Origin of the sequence: Skermanella sp. TT6, assembly GCF_016653635.2 — a bacterium.
GTDB lineage: Bacteria > Pseudomonadota > Alphaproteobacteria > Azospirillales > Azospirillaceae > Skermanella > Skermanella cutis.
Map to the genome: position 1 here is coordinate 580,988 of NZ_CP067421.1, position 17,562 is coordinate 598,549.

Below are 17,562 nucleotides of genomic sequence, written 5' to 3' on the forward strand. Positions count from 1 at the left end.
AAACGTTCCTGAAGCCGATCCTGCGGATAGCCGGTATTCAACAGCAAGGGTGAAGATGATGCAAATCGAAGCGGTGGATTTCTTCTATGTCAAGATGCCCGACGTGACGACGGAGGGCGACGGCAGCCAGGATGCGCTGCTCGTCAGGGTCGCGGCCGGCGGCCATGTCGGATGGGGCGAATGCGAAGCGGCGCCGCTGGTCTCCATCGCCAGCCTCGTCTGCCCGCGCAGCCACGGCGCCTGCCAGCCGGTCATCGCCTCGGTCCTGGGCCAGACGTTCGACACGGCCGCCGATATCGCCCGCATCGCCCGGCTGGTGAAGCGCAACAGCCTGGACCTGCTGCAGACCGACCACACGCTGTCGGGGATCGAGATCGCCCTGTGGGACCTGCTCGGCAAGCGTCGCCAGGAGCCGGTCTGGCGCCTCCTGGGGTTCGATCGCGCCTATGCCAAGAAGCCCTATGCTTCCGTCCTGTTCGGCGACACGCCGGAGGAAACCCTGGAGAAGGCCCGCGGCATCCGGGCCCGGAACTTTCAGGCCGCCAAGTTCGGCTGGGGCCCCTACGGTACCGGATCGGTCGACGCGGACCGCGACCAGGTCCACGCCGCGCGGGAGGGGCTGGGTCCCGACGGCATCCTGCTGATCGATGCCGGGACGGTTTGGGAGGACGACGTCCCAACCGCAGCCGCCAGGCTTCCCGCGCTCGCCGAAGCGAGGGCCGCATGGCTCGAGGAACCCTTCGTCTCCGGCGCGATCGAGGCCTATGCGGCGCTTGCCCGGCAGTCGACGGTCCGTCTCGCCGGCGGCGAGGGCTGCCATGACGTTCACATGGCCCGCCACATGATCGATGGCGCCGGTCTCGGCTTCGTCCAGATCGACACAGGGCGTATCGGCGGCATCGGCCCGGCCTTCGAGGTCGCGCGTTACGCCGCGGCCAAGGGCGTGACCTTCGTGAACCACACCTTCACGTCCAACCTGGCGCTCAGCGCGTCGCTCCAGCCGTTTGCGGGACTGGCCGGCCACGAGATCTGTGAGTACCCGATCGAAACCAAGCCGGTCGCGCGCGACCTGACGGTGGAACGGCTGGTTCCCGATGCGGACGGGATGATCAGGCTGCCCGACCGGCCCGGTTTGGGCATGGCGATCGACTTCGAGACCGTGCGCCGCTATCTGGTCGACGCGCGCATCGAGGTGGACGGCGCGACGCTCTACGAGACGCCGCCGGTGCCGGCCGATTGATCCGCCGGGCGCTTGCCGTTCGGCCAGGCTTATGATTACGTTACCATCAAGAAAATCATACCGGACGGCGCAGCCTCCACGAGGCTGCGATCGGGATCGGGGCGGGAGGGAGACCGGATGAAGATCATCGACGTGACCACGACCGTCGTGAACGCGGAGATGCGCAACTGGGTGTTCGTGAAGATCGCCACCGACCAGGGCCTGTACGGCTGGGGCGAGGCGACCCTGGAATGGAAAACCCGGGCGGTGGTCGGCGCCATCGATGACCTGAAGCCCATTCTGCTGGGCTGCGATCCCCGCGATATCCGGCAGAATGTGCGGGCGCTGGTCAAGCACGGCTTCTGGAAGGTGGGCGCCATCGGCATGACCGCGATCAGCGGCCTGGAACATGCCATGTGGGACATCTTCGGCAAGTCGGTCGGGCTGCCGGTCTGGCGCCTGCTGGGCGGCAAGGTGCGCGACCGGGTACGCATATACACCCATCTCGGCCTGGGCGACATGCGCGCCGTCTATGGCGCGCTGGAAGCGGACCGGCTCGCGGATTCGGCCGCCAGCCTCGTCGCGCTGGGCTATACGGCGTTCAAGGTCGTGCTCTCCCCCTATACCCACCATACCGTGACGGGCGAGGGACTTCGGCTGGTTGAAACGACCATGGCGGCCTTGCGCAGGACGGTCGGCGACGATGTCGAGATCATGCTCGATTTCCATGGCCGACCGGCGTCGGCAAAGGCTGCGCTGCAGTATGTGCGGGCGGTCGAGCCTTTCCGGCCGATGTTCGTCGAGGAGCCGATCCAGCCGGGCGACGTTCAGTCCCTGGCCGAGATCAAGCGGGCCGCCGTCTGTCCGATCGCGACCGGAGAGCGCCTGATCGGCCATGACGAGTTCGAGCCGGTCATTGCCGCCCGGGCGGTCGATATCGTCCAGCCGGACCTGAATCATTGCGGCGGCCTGCTCGAAGCGCAGGCCATAGCGGCTGCCGCGTCGGTCGCGAATATCGGCGTGGCGCCGCATAATCCCAATGGCCCGATCGCCGCCGCGGCGGCCCTGCATTTCGCAGTCGCCACGCCCAACCACGTGATCCAGGAAGTCATGGACAAGTCCGTTCCCTGGTACGACGAGGTGCTGGTGCAGACCCCCGTACGGCGCGAGGGCGCCTGGTGGCTTCTGCCGGACGCCCCGGGCATGGGCATCGAGGTCGATGAGGCGGCGGCGGCCCGCCATCCCTTCGAGCAGGAAGTCTTCGCATCCCTGGAGGCCGTGATGGACGACGGCACCATCGTCGACTGGTGATCCGCCGCCGCATCGTCCGCCGTACCTTTCCGCCGATCGCCAGTCCGTCGCCAGAGGAGTCGCCATGTCCACCATCCCAGGGACCGGTTCCGATACGCTCGCCGGCATCCATCCAATCCTGTACGCCTTCTTCAACGCCGACGGCACGCTCGACCGGGGAGCGATGCGCCGTCAGGTCGACGCCCTGATCGCGATGGGCGCGCACGGCATCGCCGTGCTGGGACTGGCGACGGAGGTCCGCAGCCTGACGCCCGCCGAGCGCCGCATGCTGATGGACTGGACCGCCGAGGATGTCGGCGGCCGGGTTCCCCTGGCGGTGACCATCTTCGAGCCCACGGCCGAGGCTCAGATCGCGGCGGCGCGTCACGCCCGCTCGGTCGGGGCGGACTGGCTGATCCTCCAGCCGCCGCCGGGTGGCGGCACACCCGAGGACGACCTGGTCAATTTCTTCAGCACGGTTGGATCAGCCGTCGATCTGCCGTTCGCCATCCAGAACGCGCCCGAATATCTGGGGGTCGGGCTGACCGCGCCGGGGTTGCGGACCTTGGCGTCGAGGTGCCCGCGGTTCCGCCTGCTGAAGGGCGAAGCGTCGGCCGTCGCCATCGCCGCCCTGATCCGGGAGACCGGGGGTCGGCTCACCGTTTTCAACGGCCGGGGCGGGTTGGAGATCGTCGACAATCTCGCGGCCGGCTGCGCCGGCATCATCCCGGCCCCGGACGTCGCCGATCGCCTGATCGGGATCCACGCCGCCTTCGCGGCCGGCGACGAGCACGGAGCGAGGGAGCGTTATGCCGAGATCCTTCCGGTGATCGTCTTCGTCATGCAATCGATCGATAGCCTGCTGATCTACGGCAAGCTGCTTGCTGCCCGGCGGCTCGGCCTGCGCCCCCCGGTCCAGCGGAACCCGGTCCAGCGGAACCCGGCGTTGAAGCCGACCGCCTTCGGCCTAACCTGCCTGGATCGCTGGACCAGTCAGCTCGGGCGGTTCGAGTAATGCCGCATTCAGTGTCTGTTTGTAGATGTCAGGCGCTGATTTCCTGGGGGGTGCAGGGCGCACCAAGCGGCGGGAAAGGATCGAAATGAAGGTGATCTCGATAAAAGCGATGAGGTGTCCCTCGGTCCGCTCCAGCAATTCTCATTTTTGGTTCTGAGAGGATTTTCGCCCGGTGAAATGGAGCGTCGAAAGGGTTGAAGGGCGAGGTCTGCCGGGCCGGGCCGATAAGAGGGGCTTGGCCCTGGGGTCGGCGATGGCCTCGAGCAGGGCCTGCCAGCTTGGAAAGACGAGGTAGGCTGTGATGGTGCGCAGGTGTTTGAAGAAGCAGTATTTGGCGCCGCGGGCGGCCACCGCGGCGCTCCAGGCGCGGACACACAGGGATGCCACGGTGTGGAACGCAAACGCGAGCAGGTTGAGGCTGACCAGCAGGTTGGACAGGGTATGCTGAACCGCGCCGGGATTCCCGGAGGCCGAGTTGGTTGAGTCATGCCGCCATCCCGAATGGCAACATGCTGCGACTCCTGGTCGGAGAGGTGGATCAGGCCGCGGCTCTTGGGTGGCCGAAGGTCTTGAAGCGCATGCTGCGTCGCCGCAAGCGCGTAATCAACCACCCACGTGTCGTTCGAGCGTCTCGCCCGGTCTACCGGCCCTGGCCTGCGGATCAGTGAAGGCGGTGAAGGATCTCTGCACGGTTGCAGGGTCCAAGCCCTGCGCAATGACGACGATCCGCGTGGCCGGAATGCCGTCGGGCCAGGCGCCGAGGTGAACCGGCTTGTGGATGAGATGTTGCACTCCCTGGACGACGACGGGAGTGTCCACTCCCCGGATCCATAGCAGTCCCTTGAGGCGAAGCACTTCCGTTCCGTGGCGGTTGAGCAGCATCGACAGCCAGAGCCCGAAGCGGGCCCAGTCGAGCGGCTTCTCCGCCGTCAGCAGGAACGCCCGGACGCCGCCGTGGCGGTTCACGTCAGGATGGCCGTGCCGGTGATGGTCTTCACCGAGCTCCGAGGCCAGCCAGCGTGCGACTTCGCCCCGGCGGGCTTCGGCGTCGTGGATGTCGTCAAGGAACAGCGACACGTCCGGCGTCCGGGATTCGTCGAGCCGGACCCTGTCCGCCGTCGGGTTCAGCGCGGCCAGGCGGCGTTCGACCAGATCGACTGTCCAGGCGTCCGCCAGATCGATCTTGGACAGGATGAGCCGGTCAGCAGCGGCGGCCTGGCGGACGGATTCCGGGTGTGCGTCCAGGTTCCGCTCGCCGTTGACGGCATCCACCACCGTCACGATGTTGCCGATCCGGAAGTGATGGCGCAACGCCGGGTCGGCCACCAGGGTCGCGACGATCGGCGCCGGGTCGGCCAGCCCGGTCGTCTCCAGGATCAGCCGGCCGAAGGCGGGCACCCGCCCGGCGGCACGCCGCCGGTCCAGGTCCAGGAGAGCTTCCTTCAGGTCGCCTCGGATCGTGCAGCAGATGCAGCCGCTCTTCAGGAGGACCACGTCCTCGTCGATCTCCTCGACCAGGAAATGGTCGATCCCGACCTCGCCGAACTCGTTGATCAGGACCGCCGAATCCCTCAGTTCCGGCCGGGCGAGCAGGCGCTTCAACAGCGAGGTCTTGCCGGAGCCGAGAAAGCCGGTGAGGATGTTGACCGTCACCGGCGGCGGCGCGCTGGCGGCCAAGGCGTCAGCCACGGCGGCCGGCATATTGCCGTGCCTCCATCGCCTCGATCACCGCCGGGTCAAGCGGGTCGCAGGTCCGTCCGGTGAGCCGCTCGGCCTCGGCCCAGACGGCGCCGAACTGTTCGACCACGGCGGACTTCCCGGTCCGGCCAGTCAGGGTGTAACGGTTCGCCCATTCCGTCAGCTTGAGCCCGTAGAGGGCAAGCACCTCGTTGGCGACGGCGGCGCGCCGCCTCCGCTCGGCCGATGGGGAAAGCGCCGCACCTTCCCCCAGGCCGTCGGTCCAGTGATCGGCAGCCCCGAACGTTCCGCACAACCCGCACATGGCTTCATCGCCTCCCGTATCCGCTTGCCGTCATGAGTGGGGCCGCGCCGTGCCGGACTTGGGGAACCGGCGGGCGAAGTCCTCGGCGATCGTCTCCATGGTCACGAACTTCACCCCGTCGTGGCCCTTCAGGTGGTCGAACAGCCGCTGGTGCATCTGAAGGACATGCGGCTTGCCCGAGACGTCGGGGTGGATCGTCAGCGGGAACACGGCATAGTCGTAGTTCTCGTACACCCAGTCGAACTGGTCGCGCCACGTCTGCTCGATGTCGCGCGGGTTGACGAAGCCGTGGCTGTTCGGCGCCGCCTTGATGAACATCATCGGCGGCAGGTCATCAAGGTACCAGGACGCCGGGATCTCGATCAGGTCAGTTTCCTCGCCGGAGACGTAGGGCTTCATCCAGGCCGACGGATGCTGCGAATAGTCGATCTTCGTCCACTGGTCGCCGACCGTCACGTAGTAAGGATGATGGTCGTTGTGCATCAGGGAATGGTCGTACTTGATCCCCTTCTTCAGCAGCAGCTCGTTCGTCTTGGAGCCGAACTCCCACCACGGCGCCACGTAGCCGCGCGGCGGCTTGCCCGACAGCTCGGCGATCAGGTCCACGCACTTGTCGAAGATCGCCTCCTCCTGAACGGGGGTCATGGCGATCGGGTTCTCGTGGCTGTAGCCGTGCATGCCGACCTCGTGCCCCGCGTCGGCGACGGCCTTCATCTGCTCGCGGAAGGTCTCGATCGAGTGGCCGGGCATGAACCAGGTGGTCTGGATGCCCCATTTCTCGAACATGCGCAGCAGCCGCATGCTGCCGACGCGCCCCGCGAAGACGCCGCGGGAGATGTCGCACGGGCTGTCCTCGCCGCCGTAGGAGCCGAGCCAGCCCGCGACGGCGTCCACGTCGATCCCGTAGGAAACCAGGATTTCTTTGGCCATCTGTCTGTTCTTCCCTGCAATTTGATGTCTGTTTCGAAAATACCGACGGCGGCTTCAGTCCCCGCGAAGCCGCATCTGCCGCCGGATCTCCTGCGGGTCCTTCCCCGCTCCCAACAGCAGCGCCAACAGAATCCGCGCCTTGATGCCGCTGAGGTCGCCGCAGAAGATCGCGCCGGCCGCCGCGAGGTCGGAGCCGCCGCCGGCGCCGTAGATCGGCTCGACCCGCCCCTGCGGAGAGCGTGAGGTGACGGCGACGGGGATGCCCCGGCCGATCGCCTCGACCGCGGCTTCCGTCACCTCCGGCGTCGCGTTGCCGCGTCCGAAGGCTTCCAGGACCAGGCCGCGGGCGCCGTTCGCGACCGCCGCCCGGACGAACGCCGCGTCGGAACCCATGACCAGCTTGATCAGGTCCACGCGGGCCTCGATCCCGTCGGCGGCGATCGGATCGTGCCGGATGGTGCGGCGGTGCAATCGGACGCGGCCGGCATCGACCTCGCCCAGCTTGCCGTGCTCCGCCGACGCGAAGGTGCCGAGCCGCGACGCGTGGGTCTTGGTCGCGTCCCGGGCCGCGTGGATCTCCTGCCCGAAGACGATCAGCGCGCCCAGCCCGCGGGCCTCGTCGCACGCGGCGACACGGATGGCATCGGCGAGATTGCGCGGGCCGTCCGAATCCGGCTCGTCGGCATGGAGTTGCGCGCCGGTGAAGACGGCCGGCTTGTCCGACCTAACGGCCAGGTCGGCGAGCCAGGCGCTTTCCTCCATCGTGTCGGTACCGTGCGTGACGACCACGCCGGCGACCTCCGGCTCCGCCAGGATCGCGTCGATCCGCCGCCCCAGCCGGAAAGCCATGGGCAGGTCTATGCGGTAGCTGCCGACATTGGCGAACTCCTCCGTCTTCACCTCGACATCGGGGGCGAGCGGTCCGAGCGAGGCGATCAGCTCACCGCCCGCGACGTTGCTGACGACGGACGCGTGCTCCGCGCTGTAGCGCGAGGCGATCGTTCCGCCGGTGCTGAGAACGACGACATGTGTCACCGGGTCTCTCTTCCCTTTCCTCAATACCGTCCGACGAGCAGGCCGCCGTCCACGACGATGACCTGTCCCGTGATGTAACGGGCGGCGGGCGATGCGAGGAACAACGCGACATCGGCAATTTCTTCAGGCTCGCCGACGCGGCCCATCGGGATGTAGTCGGCCGCGGCCTCCAGCCCGGCTGGACCGAGCGAGTGGACCTCCGACAGAGCCTGGGCGGTGCGGATGTATCCGGGTGCGATGCCGTTGACCCGGACGCCGTCGCGTGCCAGTTCGACCGCGAGGCCGCGGACCAGCCCGACCACGCCCGACTTCGCGGCGGAATAGTGGACGTGCTCGTTCCAGCCGTAGGCGACACCCATGATCGAGGACATTGCAATCACGCTGCCGCTGCGCCGCTCGCGCATGCCGGGAGCCGCCGCGCGCACGATCCTCATGACCCCGCCCAGGTCGATGTCGAGGGTGTGGTTCCACTTCTCGTCGGTCAGGTCCGCCAGCGGGACCTTGTGCGCGATGCCGGCATTGGCGACCACCACGTCGATGCCGCCATGGGCGGCAGTGACCGAGGCGACGATCGCTTCCGCCCCGGCGGTATCGCGCACGTCCAGCCGGTGGAACTCCGCCCGCCCGCCGGAGGCGACGATCCCGGCCGCAGCCTCCGCCCCCACGGCGTCGAGCACGTCGGTCAGGACGACATGATAGCCGGCGGCTCCGAAGGCTGTCGCCGTGGCACGGCCTATCCCGATGCCGGCTCCCGTTATCAGTACAGTCGGCATGATGTCACCTCAGATTTCACGGCCATGCGCAGGCACCGCATAGGGCGACAACCCTCGTTTCAGGAACCCGCCGTCGCCCGGTTCGCCGACGATCCGGCCCTCCTCCGCGACCAGCATGCCGCGGAGATACGTGGCGACCGGCCAGCCGGTGACCGCCATGCCCTCGTAAGGCGTGTAGTCGGCGCCATGGTGCATCAGTTCCTGCCGGATCGTTTCCTTGCGGTTGGGGTCCCACAGGACGAGGTCGGCGTCGAAGCCGGGCGCGATCGATCCCTTGCGCGGGTAGAGCCCGTACATCTTGGCGTGGTTGGTCGAGGTGAGCGCCACGAACTCGTTCAGGCTGATCCGTCCCTCGACCACGCCCTTCGAGTACAGGATCGGAAGCCGCGTCTCGACGCCGGGGATGCCGTTCGGCACCCACCGGAACGAGGTCCGCGCCTTGGGATTCAGCTTGCCCTGCTCGCCCTCGTAGTAGAACGGGCAATGGTCGGAGGAGAAGGTCTGGAACACGCCCGTGCGGATACCCTCCCAGATTGCCTCCCAGCTCGCGTGGTCGCGCGGCGGCGGGGAACAGACGTATTTGCCGCCGGTCTCGTCCATGTTGAGACCCTTCAGGTCGTCCGCCGTCAGCGCGATGTACTGGGGGCAGGTCTCGCCATAGACCTTAAGGCCCTTGCGCTGCGCCCAGCGGATCTGCTCCATCGGTTCGCGGCCGGAAACATGGACGATCATGACCGGCACGTCGGTCAGCTCGGCATGGCTGATGGCGCGATGCGTCGCCTCGCGCTCGACCGACTCGGGGCGCGAGACCGCGTGGTAGTAGGGCGCCTTCCTGCCGGCCTGCTCCAGCCGCTCGGTCATGAAGCGGATCGCGTCGTAGCCTTCGCAATGGACCATGACCAGCGCGCCGCAGCCCCGCGCGCAGTCGAACACCTCCAGCAACTGGCGGTCGTTCAGCACCAGGTCATCATAAGTCATGAAGACCTTGAACGAGGTGTAGCCGTCGTCCACCAGCGCCGGCAGCTCCTGGCCCAGGACGCTGGCGGTCGGGTCGCTGATGATCAGGTGAAAACCGTAATCGCAATAGCTCCTGCCGTCGGCCTCCTTGTGGTAGTCGGCGACGCTGGCGCGTAGCGACGCGCCGCGCGGCTGGAGCGCGAAGGGGATCACGGTGGTGTTGCCGCCGGCGATGGCGGAGCGCGTGCCGGTCTCGAACCCGTCCGCCATGGCGGGGCCGCCGAACGCCGGCTGGGCCAGGTGGACGTGGCTGTCGATGCCGCCCGGCATCACCAGCAGGCCGGAGGCATCGACCCGGGCCGCACCATCCTCCAGCCGGTCGGCGACGGCCGCGATCCGGCCGGACCGGATGCCAACGTCGGCCCTGACCGTGTCCGCAGCGGTCACGACGGTGCCACCGCGGATGACCAGATCGAAATCACTCATCACGAATCTCCCTTCAGTCCCGTTCCCGCGTCAGACCATCACGTCGCCGCCGTTGGGCGACAGCGTCTGGCCGGCATAGAAGGCGCCCGCCGGGGAGGCGAGCAGCAGTACGGTGGGGGCGATCTCCTCGACCTGCCCGAAGCGGCCGATCGGAAGCTGCGCCTTCTTCATGGCGCGCCATTCCTCGGTCAGCCCCATCAGCAGCTCCGTCTCGACCGGGCCGGGAGCGATCGCGTTGACCATAACGCCGTGGGGCGCCCCCTCGTAGGACAGCGCTCGGGTGAAGCCGACGATGCCCGCCTTCGCGGCGCAGTAATGCGCCAGGCCGGGAGCGCCCTTGTAGGCGAGCTGCGAGGCGAAATTGATGACGCGGCCGTAGGACCGTTCAACCATCCCCCCGAAGAAGGCATGGGTGACCAGGAAGGTGCCGCGCAGGTGGACGCCGATCATGCGGTCCCAGTCGGCGACGGTGATCCCGGTGAAGGGCTTGTCGCCGCCGATGCCGGCGCAGTTGACCAGGATGTCCACCTGCCCCAGCCGCTCCTTCGCCCAGGCAGCCATGGCCGCGACATCCGCCTCGTCCGCGACGTCGCAGTGCATTGCGTGGACGGTGAAGCCCTCGCCGTCGAGCCGGGCGGCCAGCGCCCCGGCGTTGGCCTCGTCGCGGTAGTGGCACAGCGCCACCTCGGCACCGTGGCGGGCGAACAGCTCGACCACGGCGGCGCCGATGCCGCGGCTGCCGCCCGTGACCAGCGCCTTCCGGCCGGCGAGACTGAAAATGGCCGTCATGTCCCTTTTCCTCCTGTTCAGGCGGTCGCCCGGCCGTGGAGCCAGTCCGCATAGGCGCGCACGCCCTGTTCGAATGTCATGTCCGGCCGGAAGCCGAGATCGCGCTCGACGGCGGAGATGTCGAAGCGGCGCTGCACATCGTCCACGGGATCGGCGCCCTCCCCCAGCTCGATGTCGGCATCCGGCAGGATGCCGCGGACGATCTCGCCGATCTCGGCCAGGGTCAGGTAGCTGCCGCCGGTGACGTTGTAGGTCCGGCGCGGGAGGTCCGGCTTGTCGAGCGCCATGACCAGCGCCCGGGCCGCGTCCTCCACATGGATGAACTGGCGGTGGAAGCCGCGCCCGAACGGGATGCGGGTCGGACGGCCTGCGAGCGCGTCCGTGATCATGGTCCGTACGACGCAGTCGGTCGTCCGGCGCGGCCCGTAGACCCAGGACAGCCGAAGGCTGACGCCGTCGACTCCGTACTGCTTCGCGTAAGTGGAGACGAGCTGCTCGCCCGCGACCTTGCTGGCGCCGTAGACGCTGCCGGGGATCATCGGCACGTCCTCCGGCACCGGGCCCTCCGGCGTGTCGCCGTAGGCGCTGGTGGAGGAGCAGAACACGAAGCGGGCGCCGTGGATGCGCGCGATCTCCAGCACGTTGGCGGTGCCGACGATGTTGACCTGGACCATGGAATGCGGGTTGTCGCGCGCCACCATGGGGCCGGAATGGGCTCCGCAATGGACGATGCCGGTGATGCGGTTCTCGACCGCGAGGGCGTGCAGGCGGTGCACGTCGCCGACGTCGCAGACCGTGACCGGCAGCCCGTCGGAAGTTGCGGACACGCGGTCGACCGGCAGGACGCGGCTGCCCCGGCCTTCGAGAAGGATACGGACGGCGTTGCCGATCAGGCCGGCGGCGCCGGTGACCAGGATCGTGGACTCGTCGCTCATGTCGTACTTGTTCCTTATGCCTGAGCCCCTCATGCCTGAGCCATCGCGTGGCGACTCAACGCGCGGGTGCGCTGCGCCTCGCTCTGTTCGATCGGAAGTTCGGCCGCCAGCAGGGCTTTGGTGTAGTCCTCGGCCGGGCGGGCGAAGATCGTCTCCGTCTCGCCGTGCTCGACGATCTTGCCGTTGCGCATCACGGCGACGTAGTGGGCCAGCGACCGGACGGAGTTGAGGTCGTGGGTGATGAAGAGCGCCGACAGGCCCATGTCCCGCTGGAGGTCGCGCACGAGGTCGATGATCTGGGCGCGGACCCGGATGTCCAGCGCCGTCGTCGGCTCGTCGAACACGACGAAGTCGGGACCGGTGGCAAGCGCGCGCGCGATGCCGATCCGCTTCTGCTCGCCGGCCGTCAACTGGTGCGGATACGCCGCCGCCAGCGACGCGGGCAGGCGCACCATGTCGAGCAGCTCGCGCACCCGCCTGGCGCGGGCGGCCCGGTCCATGCCGGGGCTGAGGCCGAGCGGCTCCGCGATCAGGTCCTCCACCGGCCAGCGCGGGTTGAGGGCCACGTAGGGTTCCTGGAACACCATCTGGATGCGCCGGCGGAGCGGCCGGAACCCGCGCTCCGACAGGGTCGTGGTGTCGGTTCCGTCGAACAGGATGCGCCCGCCGTCGGAGTCGAGCAGGCGGACCAGGCACTGTCCGGCCGTCGTCTTGCCGGAGCCGCTCTCGCCGACCAGGGCCAGCGTCTCCCCCGCCGCGACCGAGAAGGAGATTCCGTCCACCGCCCGGACGAGCTTGCCGTTGCCGACGGGGAAGGACTTCTCCAGCTTCTCGACCTCGAGCAGCGGCTTTGGCGGTGCGGAGGCGGCGGTGCCGAACGCCCCCATCGGAGTGGGCCGGACCCGCGCCGCGTCGAGCAGCACGGCGCTGTACTGCGCCTCCGGCTTCTCCAGGAAGCGGCCGGCCGGCTTCAGCTCGACGATCCGGCCGTCGCGCATGATGGCGATGCGGTCGCAGTAGTTGGCGACCACACCGAGGTCGTGGGTGATGATCACGGCGCCGAGGCCGAGGTCGCGGCACCGCTTGACCAGCAGGTCGAGCACCTGGACCTGGATCGTGGCGTCGAGACCGAGCGTCGCGTCGTCGGCCAGCACGATCTGCGGTTCCGCAATCATCGCCATGGCGATGACGACGCGCTGCGCCATGCCGCCCGAAAGCTCGTGCGGATAGGCGTGGGCGCGGCGTTCCGGATCGACGATGCCGACCCTGGCGAACAGGTCGACCGCCGCCTTCCAGGCGCCCCGGCGGCTGCCGCCCTTGTGCGCGCGAAGGACGCGGGCGACCTGGGCGCCGACCTTCTCGACCGGGTCGAGCAGCGCCTTGGCGTTGGTGCCGATCAGGGCGATCCGGCCGCCGCGAAGCTCGCGCTTCTCCCGCGGCGTCATGGACGGCACGGACCGGCCGGACAGGCGCACGTCACCGCCCGTGATCCGGCCGCCCTCGGGCAGCAGGTCGATCAGGGCCCGCGCGAGGACGGACTTGCCGGCCCCGGTCTCGCCGACGATGCCGAGCACCTCGTCGCGCCGCAGGGTGAAGCTGACATCGCTCAGGACCGTCCGGTCGCCGAACGCGACCCTCAGCTTTTCGACGTCCAGGAGGACGCTGGAATCGGGGGCGTGAGAATCGGGGGCGGTCATTGGCGGGTCCTCGTCGTCGGGTCCGACAGGTCCTTCACCGCGTCGCCCAGCAGGGCGAAGCACAGGACCGAAAGCACGATCGCGAGGCCGGGGAACAGCGACACCCACCAGACGCCCAGGATCATCTGCTGAGCACCGCTCGAGACCATCAGACCCCATTCCGGCGTCGGCATCCTCACCCCGGCGCCGATGAAGGACAGGCCGGCGGTCAGCAGGATCGCCATGCCGATGCTGATCGACACCTGGACGATGGCCGGGGTCAGCGCGTTCGGCAGGATATGCTGGAACATGATCGAGAAGTCGGTGGCGCCGCTGCACCGCGCAGCGCTGATGAAAGGCCGCTCGCGGAGCGACAGCACCTCGGCCCGGATCAGCCGGGCGAACATCGGGGTGAACAGCACGGCCAGGACGATCGCGACGTTCCAGATCTCCTGCCCCATCACCGAGACCAGCGCCATCCCCAGCACGAACACCGGAAAGGACTGGATGAAGTCGAACAGGCGCATCATCAGCGAGCTGACGATTCCCCGGTAGTAGCCGATCAGCAGGCCCATCGGCACGCCCAGGGCTAAGGCCAGCGCCACCGCCGAGATGCTGATCAGCAGGTTGATCCGCGTCGCGTGGATGATCCGCGAATAGATGTCCATGCCGGACACGTCGGTACCGAACCAGTGTTCCAGCGACGGCGGCTGGAGCGAACTGAGCGGGTCGGCCTCGACCGGCGAGTGGGTCGACAGCACCGGCGCGAACACGATGGCGGCGACCTGCAGGGTCAGCAGGACCAGTCCGGCCAGGGCCGCCGGGTGGCGCCTGAGATAGGGGAGAAGGCTGCGGAGGGAAGCCATGGCGGATGTTCTCCTCACACCTTGATCCGCGGGTCGGCCAGCTCGTAGAGGATGTCCACGACGAGATAGACGATCAGGATGAAGCCGGCCGCGACCAGCACGAAGCCCTGGAGCGCCGGATAGTCGCTGTTGATCACGGCCTGGACCGCGTACTGCCCCAGCCCGCCCCAGGCGAAGATGGTCTCGACCAGCACGGCGGCGCCGAGAAGGAAGCCGAACAGGAAACCGACCAGGGTGATCACCGGCGGCAGGCTGTTGCGCAGCGCGCTGCGGACGATGGCGCGCTGGGACAGGCCGCTCGCCCGCTGGTGCCGGATGAAGTCGCTTCGCCAGATGTCGTTGAAGCTGGTCTTGGTCATCTTCATCAGCGCGCCGGCATTGACGATGGTCAGCGTCAGGACCGGCAGCAGCAGCCGCCCGGCGGAGGACTGGAAAGCGGTCCAGTCGCCCGCGATCAGGCTGTCGATCGTGTAGAAGCCGGTGACGCCCGGCGGCGCGGAGACCATCGCGTCGATCCTCCCGAACGGAGCCGGCACGGCGCCGGCGAGGTAGAACAGGAAGAAGATCAGCAGCAGCCCGACCCAGAAATCCGGAATGGCCCCCGCCGCGAGGCCGTAGACCTGCGAGAACCGGTCGACGATTCCGCCGCGGTGGACGACCGACAGGACGGCGAGCGTCACGCCGACGATGACGGTAAGGATCATCGCATATGTGATGAGTTCCAGAGTTGCCGGAGCCCGCTCCATCAGGTCGACCGTCACCGGATTGGAGGTGAACAGGGAAACGCCGAGGTCACCGTGCAGAACATTGCCCATGTAGGCGATGAATTGCTCCCAGATGCTGCGGTCCAGGCCGAGCCTTTCGCGCAGCGCCGCAATGCTGTCCGGCGTGGCCGTGTTGCCCAGCATCAGCAGGGCCGGATCACCCGGCAGCATCCGCACCAGCAGGAAGGTCACGAGCATCACGCCGAACATCTGCGGCACGATCAGCGGCAGACGGGTGGCGACGATGCGCAAGGGACGCGGCAGGCCACGCCAGAAGCCTTGAAGGTTCATTGGTTCGCCAACTGGGATGCGGGGAGGCGAAGGCTGGGTCCAAGCCTCCGCCGGGCCGGTATCAGTGTGCCGTGCTCAGTTCTTGGTCCAGTCGAACCAGGCGTTGCCGTTGGGCGTGTACCAGGAATAGCCGCCCAGGTTGGACCGCGTCGCGACCTGATAGCCGGGATTGACCAGGAAGACCCAGGGCGCGTTCTCCACCGTGATCTGCTGGACCCGCTTCATGCCTTCGAGGCGCTTGGGCTCGTCGGTGCTGATCAGGGCCTGGTCGATCAGCTTGTCGACCTCGTCGCTTTTGAAGTGCGAATAGTTGATCAGCGAGGCGCTGTTGAGCCACAGGTTCGCGACGTAGGCGGCGTCGGGCACGATCGCCATGTCGCGGAAGAAGTACATGGGGATCGTGCCCTTGCTGTAGCGCTCGACCAGGGTCGAAGCCGGCAGCTTGGACAGGGTGATGTCCACGCCCGCCCTGGCGAAGGCCGACTTCAGGATGACGGCCATCTCCTCTTCGAGCTGGTCGCCGGTGCGATAACCCAGCTCGGTCTTGAAGCCGTCGGGGAAGCCCGCCTCGGCGAGCAGGCTCTTGGCCTTCTCGACATCGGTGGTATAGGTGAAATACTGGTCGGTGAAGCCGGGATAGATCTCGGAAATCGGGCTCCTGGTCGGCCGCGCCGTGTTGAAGTAGACCGCCTTCAGGATGTCGTCGCGCGGGACCAGGTAGTTGAGCGCCTGCCGCACCCGGACGTCGTTGAACGGCGGCGTGTCGTTGTTCATCTCGACACGGTGGATGTAGTTGCCGAACACCTTGTTGACCTTGACGTTCGGCATCTTCTCCAGCAGCACCAGCTCGCGCGGCAGCAGGTATTCGGCGACGTCGACGGAGCCGGCCTGGAGCGCCGCGACCCGGTTGGCCGAAGTCGGCATCTCGCGGAAGATCACCCTCTTCAGCTTCGGCGCGCCGCGGTAGTAGTCGGGGTTGGCTTCGTAGACGATCTCCTGGCCGGGCGAATACTTGGTCACCCGATAGGGACCGAAGGACGCGCTGTTGGTGGCGAGCCAGCGCTGCGCCCACGGATCGTCGGCCGTGACGTGCTTCCTGATCTCGACCGCATCCAGCATGCCCAGGTCGCTGTTGATCCACAAACGCTCGATCAGCGGCGAGGAATTGGGAATGCTGACCTTGACGGTATAGTCGTCGACCTTCGAGAAAGCGCTCTCGAACGACGTGATCTTAAGGATCTGGGTCATGTACCAGTGGAAGTTCGCCTTGAGGTTCCAGCCCCGTTCGAACGACCACATCACGGCGTCGGCGTTCAGCTCGTTCCCGGCGGCGCTCTTCACGCCCTTGCGCAGGTGGAAGGTGATGGACTTCATGTCCGGCCCGACCTCCCAGCTCTCCGCCAGGGCGCCGACGATCTTGCCGAAATCCTCGTAGGTGACGCCGTCCTCGCCCTTCTTGGGCGCATAGGCCAGCAGGCGCTCGTAGACATTGCGGCGCAGTTCGTGGACCGCCTCGGTCGGCGGATACTCCTGGTCCAGCGATTCCGGCGTCCGGGGACCGGCGACGACCAGCGTGGACTTGGCGTTCTGCGCCTGGGCGGGGGTGGCGGCGGGCGCCGACGCGAGCGCCAGCGACGCCGAGAACAGCAGGCCGGACAGAACCTTGGCGGACGGGTGCCACTCAAACATGGTGCCGAGATTTTTCATGAAGCTCCCCCTATAGTCGTTCGGTGGTGGTGCGGGGCGCGGCAGCCGCGGCCCGGTGAACGATCGCTCAAGACGGACCCGAGGCGGTTTCCGGGGAAACCACCACATCGAAAGGCTCGACGGCGGGGAAACGGCGATCGTCCGGAGTGCCGTCCTCGTGGATCAGCAGGACGAAGGTTGCGGGGTCCCCGAACGACGCCATGCCGATGTGCCAGACGCCCACATGATAGTTGATGCCGGTCGGATGGCTGACGCGGAACGCGGTCAGCGTCGACGGGTCCGGCTTGCCGGTGCCGTCGTCGTGGGCGACAACGACGATGTAGTCGCGGGCGTCCAGCGGAATGAACGCTTGGGCCGAGAACGGATGACACTCCATCTCGGATACCCGCAGTTCCGTCGGGACGGCGTCGCAGCGGACGAGCGCCACGTTCGTCCGTGCCTGCGGGCGCAGATTGCTGAATGTGGCCGCGAGATCGATCCGGCCCGTTTCCGCCGGCCCCTCCGGCAGATCACCGAACGGACCGAGTGCCTCGGCGGTAACCGTCCGAACCTGGCCAGTCCGGGTCGTGAAATCTTGGAACATATCGGAATCGGCCTTTTGCCTTACCGGTAAGACCACATAGCATCATCATATGCCGGTATGCGGCGCAATAAAAATCTGCACTATGCACAATGATTCTGCAGTATGCCCAAGTAAATAGCGCTTTCGGTCCATTTTCTAGGCGGTATCGTGGCAAACGAGCGGGACGATATGAGATCGGACCGGTCAGACCAATCAACGCGGCCGGTCCAGAAGCCTTGTGCCGGTTCCGCGCTTTGCGATATGG

General features: G+C 67.4%; 17 protein-coding genes. 3 read left to right on the top strand and 14 right to left on the bottom strand.

Annotation, left to right across the window (positions count from 1 at the left end):
- The first annotated feature begins 58 nt into the window (after nucleotides 1-58).
- The 3 genes from IGS68_RS30510 to IGS68_RS30520 all read left to right on the top strand — a co-directional run bounded on the left by IGS68_RS30510 (nucleotide 59) and on the right by IGS68_RS30520 (nucleotide 3,524).
- On the top strand, nucleotides 59-1,240 hold the full coding sequence (locus IGS68_RS30510) for a mandelate racemase/muconate lactonizing enzyme family protein (RefSeq protein WP_201082851.1): 1,182 nt from the start codon (nucleotides 59-61) through the stop codon (nucleotides 1,238-1,240).
- A 117-nt stretch (nucleotides 1,241-1,357) separates the two neighbouring features.
- On the top strand, nucleotides 1,358-2,530 hold the full coding sequence (locus tag IGS68_RS30515) for an enolase C-terminal domain-like protein (RefSeq protein WP_201081960.1): 1,173 nt from the start codon (nucleotides 1,358-1,360) through the stop codon (nucleotides 2,528-2,530).
- Nucleotides 2,531-2,594: 64 nt separating this feature from the next.
- Nucleotides 2,595-3,524 (top strand): dihydrodipicolinate synthase family protein, encoded by a 930-nt coding sequence (locus tag IGS68_RS30520; protein WP_201081961.1) that lies wholly within the window; start codon nucleotides 2,595-2,597, stop codon nucleotides 3,522-3,524.
- A gap of 141 nt (nucleotides 3,525-3,665) precedes the next feature.
- Here the strand turns inward: IGS68_RS30520 and IGS68_RS30525 are convergent, their stop codons facing one another.
- The 14 genes from IGS68_RS30525 to IGS68_RS30590 all read right to left on the bottom strand — a co-directional run bounded on the left by IGS68_RS30525 (nucleotide 3,666) and on the right by IGS68_RS30590 (nucleotide 17,354).
- On the bottom strand, nucleotides 3,666-3,875 hold the full coding sequence (locus IGS68_RS30525; protein WP_201081963.1) for a hypothetical protein: 210 nt from the start codon (nucleotides 3,873-3,875) through the stop codon (nucleotides 3,666-3,668).
- A gap of 252 nt (nucleotides 3,876-4,127) precedes the next feature.
- Nucleotides 4,128-5,225: a CobW family GTP-binding protein gene (locus IGS68_RS30530; RefSeq protein ID WP_201081966.1), complete on the bottom strand. Its 1,098-nt coding sequence runs from the start codon at nucleotides 5,223-5,225 to the stop codon at nucleotides 4,128-4,130.
- Nucleotides 5,206-5,526, bottom strand: a complete 321-nt coding sequence (locus IGS68_RS30535; RefSeq protein ID WP_201081968.1) for a hypothetical protein — start codon at nucleotides 5,524-5,526, stop codon at nucleotides 5,206-5,208. The genes IGS68_RS30530 and IGS68_RS30535 overlap by 20 nt, the downstream gene beginning before the upstream one ends.
- 30 nt (nucleotides 5,527-5,556) lie before the next feature.
- A complete protein-coding gene (locus tag IGS68_RS30540; protein ID WP_201081970.1) occupies nucleotides 5,557-6,456 on the bottom strand; it encodes a polysaccharide deacetylase family protein in 900 nt (299 codons plus the stop codon).
- Nucleotides 6,457-6,510: 54 nt separating this feature from the next.
- On the bottom strand, nucleotides 6,511-7,515 hold the full coding sequence (locus IGS68_RS30545; protein WP_371821925.1) for an asparaginase: 1,005 nt from the start codon (nucleotides 7,513-7,515) through the stop codon (nucleotides 6,511-6,513).
- Entirely contained in the window at nucleotides 7,512-8,264 is a 753-nt protein-coding gene (locus IGS68_RS30550; protein ID WP_201081974.1) for an SDR family NAD(P)-dependent oxidoreductase, read from the bottom strand. Before IGS68_RS30550 ends, IGS68_RS30545 begins: the two co-directional genes overlap by 4 nt.
- 9 nt (nucleotides 8,265-8,273) lie before the next feature.
- Complete coding sequence (gene hydA, locus IGS68_RS30555; RefSeq protein ID WP_201081976.1) at nucleotides 8,274-9,707, bottom strand: dihydropyrimidinase; 1,434 nt, start codon at nucleotides 9,705-9,707, stop codon at nucleotides 8,274-8,276.
- Nucleotides 9,708-9,737: 30 nt separating this feature from the next.
- A complete protein-coding gene (locus IGS68_RS30560; protein WP_201081978.1) occupies nucleotides 9,738-10,496 on the bottom strand; it encodes an SDR family NAD(P)-dependent oxidoreductase in 759 nt (252 codons plus the stop codon).
- A gap of 17 nt (nucleotides 10,497-10,513) precedes the next feature.
- Complete coding sequence (locus tag IGS68_RS30565; RefSeq protein ID WP_201081980.1) at nucleotides 10,514-11,431, bottom strand: NAD-dependent epimerase/dehydratase family protein; 918 nt, start codon at nucleotides 11,429-11,431, stop codon at nucleotides 10,514-10,516.
- A gap of 29 nt (nucleotides 11,432-11,460) precedes the next feature.
- On the bottom strand, nucleotides 11,461-13,128 hold the full coding sequence (locus IGS68_RS30570; protein ID WP_201081982.1) for an ATP-binding cassette domain-containing protein: 1,668 nt from the start codon (nucleotides 13,126-13,128) through the stop codon (nucleotides 11,461-11,463).
- Nucleotides 13,125-13,973, bottom strand: a complete 849-nt coding sequence (locus tag IGS68_RS30575) for an ABC transporter permease (RefSeq protein ID WP_201081984.1) — start codon at nucleotides 13,971-13,973, stop codon at nucleotides 13,125-13,127. The genes IGS68_RS30570 and IGS68_RS30575 overlap by 4 nt, the downstream gene beginning before the upstream one ends.
- A gap of 14 nt (nucleotides 13,974-13,987) precedes the next feature.
- Nucleotides 13,988-15,028: an ABC transporter permease gene (locus tag IGS68_RS30580; RefSeq protein ID WP_203104332.1), complete on the bottom strand. Its 1,041-nt coding sequence runs from the start codon at nucleotides 15,026-15,028 to the stop codon at nucleotides 13,988-13,990.
- A gap of 75 nt (nucleotides 15,029-15,103) precedes the next feature.
- Nucleotides 15,104-16,735, bottom strand: a complete 1,632-nt coding sequence (locus IGS68_RS30585) for an ABC transporter substrate-binding protein (RefSeq protein ID WP_247881438.1) — start codon at nucleotides 16,733-16,735, stop codon at nucleotides 15,104-15,106.
- A gap of 67 nt (nucleotides 16,736-16,802) precedes the next feature.
- Nucleotides 16,803-17,354, bottom strand: coding sequence for an ureidoglycolate lyase (locus IGS68_RS30590; protein ID WP_201081986.1), 552 nt, complete (start codon nucleotides 17,352-17,354; stop codon nucleotides 16,803-16,805).
- Between the last annotated feature and the right edge of the window lie 208 nt (nucleotides 17,355-17,562).